Source organism: Erysipelatoclostridium sp. MSK.23.31 (assembly GCF_019125875.1).
Lineage (GTDB): Bacteria > Bacillota_I > Bacilli_A > Erysipelotrichales > Coprobacillaceae > Thomasclavelia > Thomasclavelia ramosa.
In genome coordinates this window covers 24283-42565 of sequence record NZ_JAHOCB010000025.1, presented here as the reverse complement: position 1 = coordinate 42565, position 18283 = coordinate 24283, and the positions used below count along the sequence as shown (strand labels likewise).

Annotated in this window: 13 protein-coding genes and 1 pseudogene; 7 read left to right on the top strand and 7 right to left on the bottom strand. The window is 29.0% G+C overall.

All coding sequences use genetic code 11. The annotated features are described in order from the left end of the window. Positions 1-60: 60 nt before the first annotated feature. Positions 61-444 carry a CoA-binding protein gene (locus KSU54_RS11765; protein WP_003537988.1) on the bottom strand — a complete coding sequence of 128 codons (384 nt, stop codon included), beginning with the start codon at positions 442-444 and terminating at the stop codon, positions 61-63. A gap of 229 nt (positions 445-673) precedes the next feature. Here KSU54_RS11765 and KSU54_RS11760 point away from each other — a divergent pair, with 229 nt between their 5' ends. Together KSU54_RS11760 and KSU54_RS19465 are read left to right on the top strand one after the other, a co-directional pair. After that, a complete protein-coding gene (locus KSU54_RS11760; RefSeq protein ID WP_003537989.1) occupies positions 674-1006 on the top strand; it encodes a PadR family transcriptional regulator in 333 nt (110 codons plus the stop codon). A gap of 215 nt (positions 1007-1221) precedes the next feature. After that, positions 1222-1350: pseudogene (locus tag KSU54_RS19465) on the top strand (DUF1048 domain-containing protein); the annotation flags it as partial. A 100-nt stretch (positions 1351-1450) separates the two neighbouring features. Here the strand turns inward: KSU54_RS19465 and KSU54_RS11750 are convergent. Together KSU54_RS11750 and KSU54_RS11745 are read right to left on the bottom strand one after the other, a co-directional pair. Beyond that, positions 1451-3199: a M3 family oligoendopeptidase gene (locus tag KSU54_RS11750; RefSeq protein WP_003537990.1), complete on the bottom strand. Its 1749-nt coding sequence runs from the start codon at positions 3197-3199 to the stop codon at positions 1451-1453. Between the two features lie 591 nt (positions 3200-3790). Then, entirely contained in the window at positions 3791-4972 is a 1182-nt protein-coding gene (locus tag KSU54_RS11745; RefSeq protein WP_003537993.1) for a PucR family transcriptional regulator, read from the bottom strand. A gap of 131 nt (positions 4973-5103) precedes the next feature. Here KSU54_RS11745 and KSU54_RS11740 point away from each other — a divergent pair, with 131 nt between their 5' ends. Further along, entirely contained in the window at positions 5104-7035 is a 1932-nt protein-coding gene (locus KSU54_RS11740; protein ID WP_003537995.1) for an NAD(P)/FAD-dependent oxidoreductase, read from the top strand. Between the two features lie 485 nt (positions 7036-7520). Here the strand turns inward: KSU54_RS11740 and KSU54_RS11735 are convergent, their stop codons facing one another. The 4 genes from KSU54_RS11735 to KSU54_RS11720 form a co-directional block, all read right to left on the bottom strand. Continuing rightward, entirely contained in the window at positions 7521-10382 is a 2862-nt protein-coding gene (locus KSU54_RS11735; RefSeq protein ID WP_003537996.1) for a DEAD/DEAH box helicase, read from the bottom strand. Beyond that, entirely contained in the window at positions 10366-10770 is a 405-nt protein-coding gene (locus KSU54_RS11730; RefSeq protein WP_003537997.1) for a (deoxy)nucleoside triphosphate pyrophosphohydrolase, read from the bottom strand. Before KSU54_RS11730 ends, KSU54_RS11735 begins: the two co-directional genes overlap by 17 nt. 93 nt (positions 10771-10863) lie before the next feature. Then, positions 10864-11157, bottom strand: coding sequence for a hypothetical protein (locus KSU54_RS11725; RefSeq protein WP_226814621.1), 294 nt, complete (start codon positions 11155-11157; stop codon positions 10864-10866). A gap of 223 nt (positions 11158-11380) precedes the next feature. Then, positions 11381-13315, bottom strand: a complete 1935-nt coding sequence (locus KSU54_RS11720) for a BglG family transcription antiterminator (protein WP_003538000.1) — start codon at positions 13313-13315, stop codon at positions 11381-11383. Positions 13316-13510: 195 nt separating this feature from the next. Between KSU54_RS11720 and KSU54_RS11715 the strand changes: the two genes are divergently transcribed. From KSU54_RS11715 to mngB, 4 genes are all read left to right on the top strand, one after another. Next, positions 13511-13960 (top strand): PTS sugar transporter subunit IIA, encoded by a 450-nt coding sequence (locus KSU54_RS11715; protein WP_003538001.1) that lies wholly within the window; start codon positions 13511-13513, stop codon positions 13958-13960. Beyond that, a complete protein-coding gene (locus KSU54_RS11710; RefSeq protein WP_003538002.1) occupies positions 13961-14272 on the top strand; it encodes a PTS fructose transporter subunit IIB in 312 nt (103 codons plus the stop codon). Positions 14273-14374: 102 nt separating this feature from the next. Then, entirely contained in the window at positions 14375-15472 is a 1098-nt protein-coding gene (locus tag KSU54_RS11705; protein ID WP_008793022.1) for a PTS fructose transporter subunit IIC, read from the top strand. Positions 15473-15517: 45 nt separating this feature from the next. After that, on the top strand, positions 15518-18238 hold the full coding sequence (gene mngB, locus KSU54_RS11700; RefSeq protein WP_003538004.1) for a mannosylglycerate hydrolase: 2721 nt from the start codon (positions 15518-15520) through the stop codon (positions 18236-18238). Positions 18239-18283 lie beyond the last annotated feature (45 nt).

The following is an 18283-nucleotide window of genomic DNA, read 5'->3' as shown; positions in this document are numbered from 1 at the left end:
TATAGCCATTGCAAATGAAATTAATATTAAGTTAAACAAAAAATCAGTTTAAAACTGATTTTATAAATCTTGACTTTCTATTAAAACACAATTTTGATAATAATTAAGATTATTTTCATTAATCAAAGAAATCAAATCATCATTATAAGTACCTGGCTGTAACCAGATATGTTTGATATTAAGCTGGTTACATTCTTTAATATAATCTATTCCAAATTTTGGACTAACAACAAACACAGCAACGTCAATTTTATTTTTAATGGCAGTTAGATTGGGAAAAGTTGACTTTCCATCAATTTCTTTATAAATAGGTGAAACCCCATACACAGTTTTTTCTATTTCATTTAAACGTTGATAAATCTTGTAGCCAAATTTATCAGGATTTGTCGTTACACCGATTACTGCAAAATTTTGATAATGAGTTAAGATATCTTTAGCATTCATAATTTCAGCTCCTTTATTTTGATAAATATATTATATCATGATAATGGCAAGATATAGTGATAGATGCTTCTTTACTTATAAAAGAAGCTAATTTTATAATACTAAAAAGATTATTTTTAGATGCTATACTCACTAATTTATATTGATAGACATACTACTATTTATTATTATATAGCAGTACTTAGCATTACTGAATACATGGACTTATAAGTAGGGAGGAGTAGTTGACTTGAAGGATATAACAGAGATATTAAAAGGAATATTAGAAGGCTGTGTTTTAGAAATAATTAATCAAGAAGAAACATATGGATATGAGATTACAAGACGACTCAATCAGTTAGGATTTACAGAGGTTGTGGAAGGAACAGTTTATACTATATTAGTTAGGCTTGAAAAGAGTGGATTAGTTAAGATTCAAAAAAAGTTGTCTAAAATGGGACCTCCAAGAAAATTTTATTCTTTAAATGAAAGTGGACGTGAAAAATTACGACTCTTTTGGACAAAATGGGAATTTATGACTGATAAACTTAATGAATTAAAGGAGAGTGGTAAAAATGAATAAATTTTTTGATGATTATTTTAATATTAAAATAATGATAAAAAGTAAAAAGGAATATCGAACGCATATGAAAAGGGTAGAGCAATTACCGGCTGATTAGCAGTGTGTTTTAAAAAAAATTCAAGCATATATATGGCAGTTTGTATCCGGGTCAGGATATGATATGCTTGAAATTCAATAGGGTTACTTGAATTATTTGAAGAAGGGCAGCAGTACGAAGATCAGTTTTAGAAATAACTGGAGATGATGTTGCTGATTTTGTAGAAGAGCTTTTAAAAAATACAAGAACTTATCCAACGGATTGGAAAAGTGAATTTAATCACGAAATTCAAAAAAGCTTAAAATAAAAGCTTCTAAACAATAAACTTTTATAATATAAAGTAATTGATTTGATAAGTTAATTGTTTTTATTAGATACTTTATAAAGTAAAAAGATGTTATATCTCTTTATTGTGATATAACATCTTTATTTAATAATTGTTTATATAAGGTGAGATCTTCTTTAAAAGTATTGATTGATGCTTGCCAGAATGACTTATCTTTTAAATTAATATTAACACTTGAACAAACATCTTCTAATGACATTTTCCCTGTTAAGGATAATAATTTTTCATAAGTATTGCTAAATTTTGAACCTTCTTTTTGGTAAATAGTGTATAATCCTTTAGCTAAAAGAAGACCGAAAGCATAAGGAAAATTATAAAAAGAACAATCTGCATAATAATAGTGTGGTTTCCAGGTCCACATATATGGATGAAGATATTGATGATCTAAACCATCTCCATAAGCATCTTTTTGAGCCTGAATCATTAGTTCTTTGATCTCTTCTACTGACAAAGCACCAGTTTCTCTTTTTTCAAAAAAACGACTTTCAAATAAGTATCTAGAGTAGATATCGACGATTACTTGGGTAGCTCCTGATAATTCATCTTCTAATAAGCTTAGTTTCGTCTGATCATTAGCTTTTTTTAAAGCAGCTTTAGTTACAATTGTTTCGCAAAAAGTTGAAGCAGTCTCCGCAATTGGCATAGGATAGTCACTATTTAAAATAGATTCATCATTTAAACATTCACCATGGAAGCCATGACCTAGCTCGTGAGCCATCGTAATTGCATCAGAAAAGCTGTCACCATAATTTAATAAAAAACGACTTTCCTTGATACTATGAAGATTGCAACAAAAGGCTCCGCCAACTTTACCGCTTTGGGGATAAACATCAATCCAATTATTTTCAATTGCTTTTTTCGCAAAAGTACCTAAATGTTCAGAAAAGGTACTAAATTGATTAATAATAAATTGGCAGCTTTTTTCGTATGGATGACTGTCATGATCTTCGATAACAGGGGCATAAAGCTCAAACCAAGGTAATCCGTTTTGATATCCAAGGGCAGTAGCTTTAGTTTTTAGATAATCCCTAAAGACATTAAGGTTTTCTTGCATCACAGTTAATAAAACATCTAATGTTTCTTTTGACATTCGTGCATTGATAAGGGTTCTTTCTAGTTCATTTTCATATCCTCTTAATTTAGTAGTATAGAGTACTTCTCCTTTGATTCCGTTTAAACAAGCAGCAATAGCCTGTTCTTTATCTTGATAACTGTTTATTTCTGCTTGGTAAGCTTTTTTACGTATTTCGCGATCCTTATCATAGGCCATATTTAAAACCGAAGTTAGAGGGTAGGTTTGGTCCTCGATAGTTACTTCAATTGATGAAATTAATTGATCTTTTAGTTTGCTAAAAGCATTACTACCAGTATTTTGCATGTGTGCAATGATGCTCTCACTCTTTTTATCTAAAGTGTATTTTTGATTTTGCTGAATTTCTTTTAAAATAAATAGATGTTCCTTGATTAAGTTTGATTTTAATGAATCAAGCTTAAAAGTACTGATCCATTGTTGATTTAAGACTTCATCTTCAACAAAAGAAGCTAAAAGGTTATCTAGCTGATCGCTATATTTTAAAGCAATGCTATTTGTTGTATCGACTGATAAAGTTAAACTAATATAATTAGCTACTTTTTCAATTAGTTGATTTAATTTTATTAAATCGACTAAATAATTTTCTAATGATTTTTCATCATTGTTATTACGATATGTATTTATTTGTTTTTGTAATTTAATGATTTGGTTAAAATCAGTAGTAAAACTAGAATCATCAAATGATTGATATAATTTCGATAAATCCCATTCTTTCATTTTCTATCACCTCGTATAATATATTTTGTAAAGATTACAGCACCTTTACAATCTTAATTTCATATTGGATTTTCCTAAGTAATAATATTCTTTTTCACCTTGCTGCATTCTACTTAATGAGTCTGTCTTTCAATTTTAGAATGAATTACCTCATCGAATATTGTTTATTCAATATATTTTGATGCGTAGCCTTGATTAATATTGTTTTATTCTTATGGCGAGATTATGACATATCTAAAGAACAGAGGTTAGTCAAGTATTTATTTTTAGTTATATTTCAATTGAAAGGTGCTGATTTTATGAATACACTCTATGTAGATATTGATGAATCAACTCAAAACAATCAAGTTTATGCAATGAACTTTAATCAGGACATTTTTAATATAACTTCCCTAACAATCCTGATAGATGTGATAATCTTATCTTAACTGTTAAGACTTTTGTCGATAAAGAAAAATTTGATTCTATAATCATCTTAGCTAATCTACTTCTATATACGACTATCATATTTGGGCTTATTTAATAGAGCAGCTCAATTGTTATTATACCAAAATATTGAAATAAATTAACAAACTTTATGCTGATAATGATTTAATTGTTTTCAGCAAGAAAAAAACTGATTAGCAGCAATGTGCATAATTTCTCATCATGTAAATCAACATTGGTAAGTTCCTTGATCTTTTCTAAACGATAAAGTAGTGTATTGCGGTGGATAGCCAATTGTTCAATTGTTTTATGAGAGTCACCAAAATTACAAATATACGATTTTAAAGTATGATAATAATCATTCTTAGTTGATTCATCAATTTGTTTTAGTTTTGTAATAAGTGGATGGAGATATATCTTGTATGAACTAGTAGTAAAAAATGATTCTAAAGCAATATCTTCAAAAAAAGTAAATTGCTGTTTACTTAAATCGTAAGCTTTCAGTGCTTGTTGTTTATAAATATTAATATCTAACAGATTATCGAAAATATAACTAATACCAAACTTTAATTTATAAATATTTACAGCAGTTATTAAACTTTTTACTTTATTAATAATATTGTTTTTTGTTGCTCTATTAAGCCCGGTAATTAAAATATATAAGCAGTTATCTTGGAGATAAGAATATGTATTTGGTAAAGTAATAATATGCTGATGAAGTTGATTTAAATACACTATCTCATTGCTTTTTAAGCCTACCTTTGTAGTAATAATACAGTAATCTCTGCTAAAATTATTGGGTTGTGCAGGTAATAATTTTTCTAAATCATGTTTATTTATATTGTCATTTGAGAATAAGTAATTCATTATTGCAAAATATTCGTAACGATTATAATTATAGCCGGTTTTGCTGTGACAAATAATGGATGCGATAGTTTTAGCTAATTTACTGATAAAACTGAATATTTCAGATGATGGCTTGCCATCTGCAAATAAAATGCATAAGTAACCAATAATATTATCATTGTCTGTTATTGCTGCAATAATTCGTGGAATTGTCTGCCCAACTCCGTAATCGACATAGATAACATTATTATTTTGATCCAAATCTTTTTGATAATTACCTAATTGGATAAATGGGAGCATCTCAACTGCTACTTTTTGATGTTCTTGCATGTGATCAAAGAGCATATCTCCAATTTGTTGATTTGGATGTTGTGCCAAAACTACATAATTCACATCACATAAGACCATTGGATGATGGAAATATTCGTATAATTGTTTCATAAATTGATGCAGATTATGATTTATTAATCCATTGAATAGAAATTCATACATATCTTTCATAAGCTCACCTCCTTTATATTATAAATGTAGTTGTGCAATTTGCACAACCAGTAATTAAATATTTGTATTTTTGCCCATGGTATTTTTTTAACAAGAAAGATAAAATTTAAATATCGACGGAGGTAATTTATATGAAATACGATGCATTATTTACACCTTTTAAAATAGGTAATATGGAAGTGAAAAATCGTTTTGTTATGGCACCAATGGGAACTAATTCTTCACATATTGATGGATGTATTGCTAATGATGAAATTGATTATTTTGAAGCGCGAGCTAAAGGTGGGGTTGGATTGATCATTATGGGATGTCAATTTTTAAATCCTGATTTAGCACAAGGATCATTAGAAGGAATCTTACAAAATAGTTACGTTATTCCTCAATTGACAACTGTAGTTGAAGCGACACATCGTTGGGGGGCAAAAATTTGTTGTCAAATTAGTTGTGGAACTGGAAGAAATGCTTTTCCTAACATGTATGGAGAACCACCATTCTCTTCAAGTGATACACCATCAACATTTAATCCTGAAATGAAGTGTCGTCCATTGAGTGAAGAAGATATTAAAAAAATTATGACAGAGTTTGCTAATAGCGCAATAATTGCTAAAAACGCTGGTTTTGATGCAATAGAAATTCATGGACATGCGGGCTATTTGGTTGATCAATTCATGTCGCCTGTATGGAATAAGCGAACTGATGAATATGGTGGTAGTGCTGAAAATAGAATGCGTTTTGCTACAGAAATTGTGCAATCTATAAAACAGGCAGTTGATTTACCAGTTATATTTAGAATTGCTTTAGATCATCTATTTGTAGAGGGTAGAACCTTGGATGAAAGTATGGAATTAATTGAGATTTTAGAAAAAGCTGGGGTAGATGCTTTAGATATTGACGCAGGATGTTATGAACGGATTGATTATATTTTCCCAACTGCATATTTAGGTGATGCTTGTATGGATTATGTATGCAAAGAAGCGCGCAAACATGTAAATATTCCGATCATGAATGCTGGAAATCATACACCTGAATCAGCACTTCGATTAATTGAATCTAAAGATGCTGATTTTGTTATGTTTGGTCGTCAATTTATTGCGGATCCAGATACAGTAAATAAATTGATGAGCGATCATGAAGAGGATGTTCGCCCATGTATTCGCTGCAATGAAGAATGTGTAGGGAGAATTGTCGGACGTCTTACTAAGTTGAGTTGTGCAGTAAATCCTCAAGCATGTGAAGAAGAACGTTTTGCAATTAAGCCATGTAGTCAAGTAAAAAATATTGTTGTGATTGGTGCAGGACCTGCTGGATTAGAAGCTGCTAGAGTAGCTGCTGCTGAAGGACATAATGTGGAAATTTATGAAAAGACTAATATGATTGGTGGACAATTAAGTGTTGCTGCGACACCAAAATTTAAGGATCAATTAAAGAAATTAGTTAAATGGTTTGAAGTACAATTAAATAAATTGGATGTAATAATACACTTTAATTATGAAGTAAAAGCAGATGATCAAATTTTAAAAAATGCAGATCAAATTATTGTGGCCTGTGGAGCAGATGAAATTATACCTCCAATAAATGGTATCAATAATGAGAATGTAATTAGTGTAATTGACGCACATATGCACAAAGGTATGATTAAAGGTGAAAATGTCATTATGTGTGGTGGGGGATTGTCAGGTATTGATAGTGCCATTGAACTTGCTAGTGAACATGGTAAAAATGTTACAATAATTGAGATGGCTGATAGTATTGCTAAAGATGTATTATTTATTAACCAGGCTTCAATTTTTGCAAAGATTGATGAATATAAAATTAATGTGATTACCGGTGCTAAAGTTATTGAGTTTAATAATGATGGCATTACTTATCAAAAAGATGAACAAGAAGTTGTTTGTAAAGCGGATACGATTATTAGAGCATTTGGAATGAAACCAAATCGTGAATTAGCTGAAGAAATTAGAAATATTTATCCAACTAAAACAAGAATTGTTGGGGATAGTGAAAAAATTGGTAAGGTTGCTAATGCTATACGTGATGGATTCTATGCGGGAATGTCTTTATAAAAATATAAAAGTTCGTTATATTAGCGAACTTTTTATATAGCTGTTTTAGGTATTGTCTAGTAAAAATTTCATATAATTATTCTATTTTTTATGAAAGTATAAAAATCAATCTTTACTTTTAATTTTGTTGTTGTGTAATTTTCAAAGTAATTTTAATAATTGTCATTGCGTGAAATAAAGATTATATAAGCAAATTATACATAGATGATATAATAATGGAAAAATAAAATGAAACTATGAAAATTTATAAAAAATATATTAGGGAGTTTTTAAAAATTGAAAGAGTAAATATGTGATTAAATAAATATCATCAATTAATCAAAATGCTTTCAAATGATTATGATGAGATTGAAGCAAGGAAGATTTTTTTAATAATATTAAATTTATCATTAATTTAATATTATTTCTTTAGTCATAAGCCTATTTTCAAGTGTAATTTTAAATGTAATGTAGTTATGTAAAATAACGATTAGATTTTATTTGATCTAATCGTTATTTGTTATATAGTCGTAAATATCTTTTCTTATCTCATTTTCCAATTTATAAGTAAATTGAACAACATTATTGTTTGTATTGGACATAGTTGTTTGAATTGGTTCGCCATAAGCGTGCATTAGACCTAAATAGTAAAATTCTTTAGAGGCTTCATCATCTTTATTTTTTCTAATAAATAGATGGATTTTAACATGATTAGTTTTTTCACTATATATTTTAACTACATCTTCGGATTCAATCGTACGCCTTGGCTTAGAAAAACAAATTATAGTATTTTGATCTACTAATCTATCCTCGTATTTGATAGATTCGCTAATGCCTTCTTCTTTATCATAATTAATAAACACAGGAAAAGTGTTGGTATGTTTATCGTACTTATATCCACCTATATTAAGTGGAACTAAATTTTTTTCCCAATTTAATAAGCGGCAAACATCTTCATAAGTGTATTTTTTATATAGGCATAGTGAGGTATCTTTATATGTATTCGTATAATTTTGTTTATAACGATTTATTCCAAAATCGAGTAATTCAATTATTTGTTTTTTAAATTCTTGATCAGCTAATAACATTTTAAATTGTGCAGAAGTATTGAGGTTTTCATCAATAAATATAGCATCTTTAAATGTTGCTTTTGATGAGCCAGTAGCAAAATTTTGACTTAGAATATTAATGATTGTCTGATAAGTTATTTTAGGTAAATTAAGATTATAGTTATTCAACAAAGATTCTTTTAAATTATCAAGTAAATTAGTATGTTTTTCAATTGCAATTTTAATTGCTTCTAATTCATGAATTCGTTTTCCTGATGCAAGTTTGGTTGAGATATAAGTAAGATATTGTTCTTGAACAGAGCTGAATTTAACATTATATTCTTTTTCGTATTTTGTTAGGAATTTATGATATGAACCTAAATTTTTATTTTGAAAAATTCTTAAGACATCAATAGATTCATATTTATCAAAATCTTTTAAACTAGGAATTTTACCTAGTTTTTGTTTTAATTGTTGATAACTTTCCTTAATGATTTTAATATCACTAAAATTTGCTTTATCAATCGATTCAAAAATTTTCTTTTTAGAAATCAAATCAAAATTAACTGTTGATGCACCTGGAATAATTAAAGAACCTTCACTTACGAATCTTCTTAAAGTATCTTTGTTATAGCTTAGACTACCGCTTAATGCAATAGGAATCAAAAAGTTCTTTTCATAATTTCCAATAAAATCAATAATAACAACATATTCTTTAGAAGGATCTTTACGTAGACCACGTCCTAGCTGTTGAACAAAAACAATTGCTGATTCAGTTGGACGTAGCATGATAACTTGATTAACTTTAGGAATATCAATTCCTTCATTAAATATATCTACTGTAAAAATATAATCTAAGCAATTAACTAAATCATCACTTTCAAGTCTGTTCATCGCATCACGGCGTTGTGCTTCAGTATTTTCACCGGTTAAAGATATAGTCTTGTAACCACGGGTATTGAATAAGTTAGATAGTTCCGTTGCTTCATCTTTACGACTACAAAAAACTAATCCCCGAACACGATCGCCTGAATATCCATAACGATTTATTTGTTCTATTATATGCTTAACTCGGTCTTTGGAAACAAGATTGTTAAAATCTGTTTTATCATCCAGTGATTCTCCATTAACTTGAATATCTGTAATACCATAATAATGAAAGGGACATAATAAGTCATATTCCATTGCTTGTTGTAGTCTAATTTCATACGCAATGTTATAATCAAACATTTTATAAATATCGAAATCATCACTACGCTCTGGTGTTGCAGACATACCTAACATGAATTTAGGGGTGAAATAGTTTACTAACTCTTGGTATGAATTAGCTCCAGCACGGTGAACTTCATCAATAATGATATAATCAAAATCATTTGGATTAAACATTTCACGATATTCTTTTTTATGAATTGTCTGGATTGTCGAAAATATATAATCAGCATTAATATCTTTATTGTTACCTGTGAATACACCGAAACTATGATTATTTATTATTTTTTCAAATGACAACATTGCTGTTCTAGCAATATTTTCTCGATGGACAACAAATAACATTCTTTTGGGATTAACATTTTTCACATCAAAAGCACTTAAAAATGTTTTGCCTGTACCGGTTGCAGAAATAAGTAAAGCCTTATTTTTATTTTCGTTTCTAATTGATTTTAATGAATCTAATGCAGCTCGTTGCATTTTATTAGGTTTTATTTCTTTTTTTATAATATTAGTAACTGATTTAATAGGTTTAACATAATTTTTTTTATATTCTTCAATCCAATCATTTGTTAAAGAAATAGAGTTTTCCCATTGTTGATTAAATTCTTTTTTTATTTGTTCAACAATATTTGTATTATTGGTCGATGAAAACTTTAAGTTCCATTCTTGGTTTATTGATAAAGCAGATTGGGTTAAATTTGAACTTCCTACAATAATATTAAAAGTATTTTCCTTTTTGAAAATATATCCTTTTGGATGAAAACCAGCCTTTTCATCATCATAAATTCTAACATCTAAATTTTTAAATTTAAGTAATTCTTGAAACGTACGGGGCTCATTAAATCCTAGATACGTGGAAGTAATTATTTTTCCAGGAATATTCTTTTCTTCCAAATCTAATAAAGTTTGTTTGATTGTTGCAAGTCCTGACATGCTGATAAAGGCAATTGATAATTCAAAACTATCACAAGAGTTTAGTTGTTGTACAAGTTCATGAGATAGTTTCATACCTTGTTTATAATCATTAAACAACAATTGGGGTTGGTATGTTTTATCAACTGTATTTAGCGCATTTAAATTTTTATGATAATCAATTGTTAGTGTCATGTAAAATTCCTCGTTTTTTTAATGTATCAAATATTTGTATGTCGGCGGGAATCCAATTAATATTTTGTTCATCTAATGAAATCCATCTTATACTGTTATGGTCATTTAGTTTAATATGATTATCTTTTAAAGTACATAAATAGCAATCCATATCTAAGATAAATGTTGGATATTTATAATTCACATTCATAAAAAATTCTTCAATAATAATTGTTGTTTCTAGTTCTTCTTGAATTTCTCTAATAAGAGCTTGTTCTCCAGATTCTCCAGGTTCAATTTTTCCTCCAGGAAATTCAAACATGCCAGCAAACTCCCCTTTTTTTCTACTGGCAATTAGTATTTTGTTATCTTTTTTTATAATCGCAGCTACTACTTTTACTGTTTTCATTTAATTCACACTCCTAGAAGCTATTATATCAACAATAGGATTTTATTTAAAGAAAAGAGATATAAAATATTAATATGTGTACTTTCTTTATATTTAGATAGTGTATAATAAAGCATACTTATTAATGTTATCATTACATAAACTAATGATAAAATACATGTTTTCATTATTGTAACCTTTTTGTTCCAGTGATTTAAAAAAGTCTACTATTTCTAATAATGAAAAATCTTTATTAATATTAAATATACTAAAAACAATATTTGTGTGGTGATTTGTATAAGGAATTTTATCAATAAGTTCGTTATATGTGTTCCAATTTTTATAAACACCATCAAATTCCCATATTTTATTACCTAAACTTTTTAACAGCTCTTCATCGAGTTCCATAATTTCATTATCAGGAAAAGTTTTTAATAAATGATATATGTTATTACAATTTTTATTAAAAAATAGTGTTGCAATAGAGTTGTTACGTTTTAACGTAATAGTATTTTTATACAAATAGTTGATAAATATCCAACCCGTAAAGTTTTAATTGAGGAAATGCAAAAGATTTTATAAATAAAAAACTCAAACACCAAAATAGGTCGATGTTTGAGTCTTAATAAGATTACTCCATATTCTCTAATAAATTATTAATAAAACTATCATAATTATAACTATGAATAATACTTTGCTGTAACTTAGCATTATTAACAATTTCAATAAAGATATCATAAAGGTGCTCAATGTCTTGTTGGTCACCTTGTTTTATTGCTAGTAAAAAGATAATCTGAACCGTATCTTGTTGATACCAGGTTAATGGTTTATCGATGATAGCAACAGCAACTTTAGTATCTTTAGCACATAGGCGCATAGGATGTGGTAATGCAAATACTTCATTCATATTAGTTTTTGCTAAATTTTCACGTTCCATAACACAATCAAAATAATTGCTATCAACAATATTTTGTTTTTCCATTAATTGACACATTTGTTTTAATAAAGATTCTTTAGAGTCTATTCCATCTAAATGAATAAAGAGGTTTTTATCAAAAAATTTATTTGATTTCTTCATTTTATTTAAAGAAATTGATGTTAGAAATTTAGAGATTGCTTCGATATCTTGATTATTTAAAGCAAAGTCAACAGTAATGGTAGGAATATGTTCACTCTTTAATGGTATTGTAGAAATAACAAAGTCAATATTCAATAATTCTCTTTTTGTATAATTAATAAATTCGTTATATGAAGCTTTACGAACAATTGTTATCTTATCTTTAAAGAAAACATTTAATCTAGCTTCTAACATTCTTGTTGTAGCTTGACCAGAACCACAGACTAAAATAACACTTTTGTTTTGAAGGCTTCCTGAAAAACAACGCTCAATCGCAGCTCCGATATGCAAAGAAACATAACCAACTTCATCTTCAGTTAAAATATAGGGTGGCTTATTAAAGATTTTTGCGGTACACGTTAAAGTAATATCAAATGCTAAAGGAAAATTAGTTTTAATGGTATTTAATAATGGATTTCGTTTATTTAACGCAAATGATTTAGTATTTAAGATAGATTTAAAATGTAAAAAGAGGTCATGTGACAAAATTTCATCATTACGCAAATCAAAATTATAATCAAAATATATATTATTCAATAATTCTTCTACTAACTCCTTGATTTTATTATCATTATCGACTAAGTCGTTTAATTGTGTATTGGCTACTAAATGTGAATAAATATATTTTTTTTCACCTTCACTAATCGTAATATTAAAAGTATACTCAATTTCATTTGCAATATCATCAATAAAATCAGTATAATTATCATCAATTTTAATAGTATTGTTCGTATTGATATAACAGTCAAATTGAATTCTTGAGATCATTAAAGCAAAATGGATGATTAGGTTTTTAAAATTAAAATCATTTGTTTTTATATGTGCATTTTTTAATTTATTAGAGATAATTTGTTTAAGAAGATCTAGATCAATTCCCTCAAAAAGAGTATATTCATCTTTTGTAAAGCCGGTAACATAGTTTTGAAAGTTGTACGATAAAACATTTTCAACTAGACATTTGCGTTTATCATCTTCATTACCAATTATTTTGACCCCGACATTAGTTTTTGAGATATATTCAAGATTATATTTTGAAAAAATAGCTTTTAAAGTTTTAATATAGTTTTGTAACGTATTTTTACTCACATAGATATTATCAGCCAAATCATCTAGACTCATATATTCATCACTATATAATAATAAATTTAATAAATATTTAATCCGATCTTGAGAACTGTCTAATTCTAAATTACTAGTTCTTGTTTGTTTTATTGAGCATAAAAAAGTATTATATTTTTCTTGATCATTGATCTCAATATAATATCCAGCTTTTCTTTTTAATTTTATTTTTGCTCCATTTTTTTCAAGAATTTCATTAATTGCCTGAATATCACTACGGATCGTTCTATCTGTGATGTTTAATAGAACTGATAACTGACTTGCAGATACTATATTATCTTGTCTGACATAGTCAAATATTTCATTTAAACGATTGTATGGAAACATCATTATCACGATTCCTTCCTTATTATGTCTATATTGTATAGATAATTGTTTTTTTATGCAAATAAATTATTTCCAAAATAAAATGGAAATCTTGATGTTTATAAAGTAAAAGTTTCCGTTAATAAGTGGAAATAGCATTGATTGAAATAAATTTAGATTCGAGATAGACTATAGTTGTAGCAAGGAGGTAGTAACGGAATGCTTAATGAAGATTATATATTTTTGGATGTGAAAGTGACGAATAAAAATCAATTATTAGGGTTTATTGCAGACAAAGCCCATGAATATAATATTTGTGACAATCGAGAAGGACTGCTTGAAGATTTAATAAAACGTGAAGCAGAATTTCCAACAGGATTGCAAGATGGATTCGCAATTCCACATGCACGTAGTAACCATGTCAAAAAGGCTGCAATTTTATATTTAAGAACTGATGAAGCAATTGAGTGGGGAACTATGGATGATAAAAAAGTGAATTATTTATTTTCATTGTTAGTTCCTGAACAAAATGAAGGAAATCTTCATTTACAGATGATATCTAAATTAGCTACTTGTTTATTAGAAGATGAGTTTAAGAATACGGTAAAATCTTCAACTAATAAATCGGCGCTAAAAGATTATATATTAAAAAATATGGAGGTAGATTAAATGAAAATCGTTGGTATTGCCGCTTGTCCTGCGGGATTAGCACACACACCTATGGCAGCTAAAGCCTTAGAAAAAGCAGGAGCTAAATTAGGTTATGATTTAAAAATGGAGCAGCAAGGAAGTATGGGTCAGGTCAACAAGATTACTGAGGAAGAGGCTAAAGAAGCAGCTTTTGTAATTGTAGCATCAGATCAAAAAATTCTAGGAATGGAGCGTTTTGAAGGAAAACCGGTAATTAGAATTGATATTACAACTTGTATCAAAGCTCCGGAGGCGGTCATAAAAAAATGTGTTCAAGCAACACAAAAATAAAAAAGCAATTTAACTTGGCGGAGTCAAATTGCATACACAAAACTATAGTGAGTAGTGTGTACTCTCATTATAACATAAAATATGAAAAGAGAGGTAAAACGAATGAAAAAGTTTTTAAAAGATGCTAAAGGACATATAATGTCAGGAATTGGTTATATGCTACCTTTAATTATTGGGGCATCACTAGTTGTGGCTATTCCAAAATTGATAGGGGTAGCGATGGGAATCAATAGTCTTGATGCTTATGCAACAAAAGATGGGTTCTTACACATCTTATATTTATTAGAGCAGGTAGGTTGGACAGGTATTGGCTTAGTTAATACTGTGTTAGCTGGTTTCATTGCCTTTTCAATTGCTGACAAACCTGCTATTGGAGCTGGTTTAATTGGTGGGGCATTAGCTAGTAATACAAAAGCCGGTTTTTTAGGAGCTGTTATTGCTGCGTTTATCGCTGGATATATTGTAAAATGGGGTAAAGAACATATCAAATTACCTGATTCAATGCAGCAAATGATGCCGTTAGTTATTTTACCATTTTTAGCAACTGGTGCCGTTGCTATAATTATGGGAGTTATTCTTGCGACTCCACTAGCCTCAATTAATGATGCTTTAGTATCGTGGTTAAGAGATATGTGTAGTGGTGGAACTAGCCAATTGATCCTTTCATTAGTTTTAGGAGCAATGATTGCTTCAGATATGGGTGGACCAATCAATAAGTCAGCATGGATGGCTGGAAATGTTTTAATGACAGAAGGAATTTATCAACCAAATGTATATATTAATTGTGCTATTTGTATTCCCCCATTAGCATATGCAATTGCTACTGTAATTAAGAAAAATCGTTTTTCACCAAGTTTTAAAGAAGCCGGTAAAGGTAACTGGGTTATGGGATTTATTGGTATTACCGAAGGAGCGATTCCTTTTACATTAGTTAAGGCTAGCCGTTTAATTCCTATTAATATGATTGGTGGAGCTTTAGGAGCAGGAATCTGTTGTTTACTTGGAGCAACTGCTGATATTCCGCCAGTTGGAGGAATGTATGGATTTGTTTCAATCACTGGTGGTTGGGCTTATCTTGTTGGAATTATTGTTGGAGCTTTATTTATTGCAATTGTAGCACCAATGGTTGTTGATTTTAATGATGATAAAGATGAAGAAGAGACAATATCAGTTGATGATATTGAAATAGTAATTGAATAAAAAATAGGAAGATGAAAATCTTCCTATTAAATTAAAGGAGTTAATATGAAAAGAAAAGTACATGTGATCCCTCATTCACATTGGGATCGAGAATGGTATTTTACAACTTCAAGATCAAAAGTTTATTTAATGAAAGATCTTAAAGACGTTTTAGATACATTAGAGACAAATAATGATTTTAAATATTTTATGGTCGATGCTCAAGGTTCATTATTAGAAGATTACATTAAATGGATGCCACAAGATAAACAAAGAATTAAAAAACTTGTCAAAGCTAAAAAATTAATCATTGGACCTTGGTATACTCAAAGTGATCAACTAGTAATTTCTGGTGAAAGTATCGTTCGAAATATGTATTATGGAATGAAGTGTTGTGAAACTTTCGGAGAGTATATGAATGTGGGTTATGTTCCTGATTCATTTGGACAGTCAGGTAATATGCCTCAAATATATCGCCAGTTTGGAATTGAAGATACTTTATTTTGGCGAGGCGTTAGTGATGATATGGTCAAACATACCGATTATAATTGGCGTGGTGATGATGGCAGTGTTGTTTTTACTACCCAAATTCCTTTTGGTTATTATATTGGTGGAAATATACCTGAAGATGATAAAGCAAGTGATGAGTTTTGGCAAAAAGAATGTTTTGAAAAAGCAGGTAGCCGTAGTGCTACAAAACATATTTACTTTCCTAATGGATTTGATCAGGCTCCAATTCGTAAAAATCTTCCTGATTTGATTAAGAAAAGAAATGAAAAAGATCCTGATAATGAATACATTATTAGTTGTGTTGAAGACTATATTAAAGATGTAAAAAGTGAAAAACCTGATTTAGAAGAAGTGAGTGGTGAATTAGTAATTGCAAAGCATATGCGGATTCATAAATCGATTTTTTCATCACGAAGTGATTTGAAAGTGTTAAATACGCAAGTACAAAATTATGTTACTAATATTTTAGAACCGATGTTAACAATGTCGTATCATTTAGGTAATGATTATCCTCATAGTGCAGTTAGTGAGATTTGGAAATTGTTATTTGAAAATGCAGCTCATGATTCAATTGGATCATGTATTTCTGATAACGCTAATGAAGATGTATATATGCGCTATAAACAAGCTCGGGATATTGCGGTTAATTTAGTTGAGTTACATTCACGTTTGATTGCAACTAAAATCAAGAATAAAACTAATAATGAGATCACCTTAACATTATTTAATACATTACCAAAAAAACGTAATGATACAATTATTTTTGAAACATATTTACCAGCTGATAATTTTGCAATTAAGGATAATCATGGTAATCATGTTAAATATACTGTAATTGAAAAAACAGATCTTACTGACTATGTTTTATCACAAACAATTCGATTAAATCCTAGTAAAAATATCTATCTGCCTAGTGTAGTCTATCAAGCAAAGATTGCCATCGAAGCTAGAGATGTACCAGCATTAGGTTATGTGCAATATACAATTGATTTGGATGATAAATCTAATGACGATCTTCAAGAAATAACAAGCATGGAAAATGAGTATTATCAAATTACAGTTAATAAGCAAGGAAGTCTTGATATCTATGATAAACTAGCTGATTATCATTATCAAAATCAAGCTGTTCTTGTTGAAAATGGTGATGATGGTGACAGCTTCAATTACTCGCCGCCACGTCAGGATTTAGAAATATTTTCTATTAACAGTGAATTTGATTACCAGATAACTGGCTCTAGTCTTTATCAAAAGACAACGATCAATTATAAAATGGATATTCCTGCTGATTTACAAGAACGGGCTAAACAACAGACAAGTATTAAGTTACCAGTAACTTTAGAAGTGGTTTTAAGAAAAGGTTCAAATATAATTGATCTAAACGTACATGTCGATAATCAAGGATTATCACATCGTTTATGCATCTTATTTGATAGTGCGCTGACGACTAAATTCAATTATGCTGATCAGCAGTTTGGTTTGATCAAACGACCAAACACTTATGATAAAGAAATGGAGTTATATCTTGAAGGGTTAGGAAACCAGGAGAAGGCAGAAAAACCAAAAGAATTAGCTAATTGGGTCAATGATCAATCTACTTGGCAAGAACCACCAATATCAATTGAACCAACGCAAAGCTATGTTGCTCTTGCTGATAAAAATAGAGGAATTGCGGTTATTCCCCAAGGGGTTCGCGAATATGAAATCATTGGTGAGCAAGGAAATCAAATTAGATTAACATTGTTTAGAACATATGGTTTTATGGGTAAAGAAAATTTAGTTTATCGCCCCGGTCGAGCTTCAGGCGAAAGAATCATTGCAACTCCAGCTGCCCAGTTATTAAAAGAAATGGATTTTAAATTAGGATTTACAACTTTTAACTGTGATATTAATAATGCTAATATTGATACTTTAGCCAAAGAATATAACACCCCAATTGAAGTATATGAATACGCAGACTTTTTAAATGGCAGATTGATTTTTGCCCAAGAAGATGAGGAACAAATTTTACCAGTTACTAATTCATTATTTGAAAGTGAAAATAACTTAGTTGTTAGTGCAATCAAAAAAAGTGAAGATGGTGAAGGATATATAATTCGTCTATTTAATGGTAAAGATCATCAGGATATTGGTGATAAACTAACTTTTAATTTTGATATAAGTGAAGCATATTATACTAATTTAAAGGAAGAGAAGATTGAGCAAATAGATGTTGTTGATAATAGTGTAGTAATTAAATCAATATCACATTGTAAATTTATTACGATATTAATAAAATAATTATAATAAGCCTATATAGAAAATTACAATCATTATGATTGTAAT

Coding starts and splice junctions, on each gene's coding strand:
- KSU54_RS11750 (WP_003537990.1), bottom strand. CDS start 3,199: ATGAAAGAATGGGATTTATCGAAATTATATCAATCATTTGATGATTCT.
- KSU54_RS11735 (WP_003537996.1), bottom strand. CDS start 10,382: ATGACACTAACAATTGATTATCATAAAAATTTAAATGCGCTAAATACA.
- KSU54_RS11765 (WP_003537988.1), bottom strand. CDS start 444: ATGAATGCTAAAGATATCTTAACTCATTATCAAAATTTTGCAGTAATC.
- KSU54_RS11705 (WP_008793022.1), top strand. CDS start 14,375: ATGAAAAAGTTTTTAAAAGATGCTAAAGGACATATAATGTCAGGAATT.
- KSU54_RS11720 (WP_003538000.1), bottom strand. CDS start 13,315: ATGATGTTTCCATACAATCGTTTAAATGAAATATTTGACTATGTCAGA.
- KSU54_RS11710 (WP_003538002.1), top strand. CDS start 13,961: ATGAAAATCGTTGGTATTGCCGCTTGTCCTGCGGGATTAGCACACACA.
- mngB (WP_003538004.1), top strand. CDS start 15,518: ATGAAAAGAAAAGTACATGTGATCCCTCATTCACATTGGGATCGAGAA.
- KSU54_RS11725 (WP_226814621.1), bottom strand. CDS start 11,157: ATGGAACTCGATGAAGAGCTGTTAAAAAGTTTAGGTAATAAAATATGG.
- KSU54_RS11730 (WP_003537997.1), bottom strand. CDS start 10,770: ATGAAAACAGTAAAAGTAGTAGCTGCGATTATAAAAAAAGATAACAAA.
- KSU54_RS11740 (WP_003537995.1), top strand. CDS start 5,104: ATGAAATACGATGCATTATTTACACCTTTTAAAATAGGTAATATGGAA.
- KSU54_RS11715 (WP_003538001.1), top strand. CDS start 13,511: ATGCTTAATGAAGATTATATATTTTTGGATGTGAAAGTGACGAATAAA.
- KSU54_RS11745 (WP_003537993.1), bottom strand. CDS start 4,972: ATGAAAGATATGTATGAATTTCTATTCAATGGATTAATAAATCATAAT.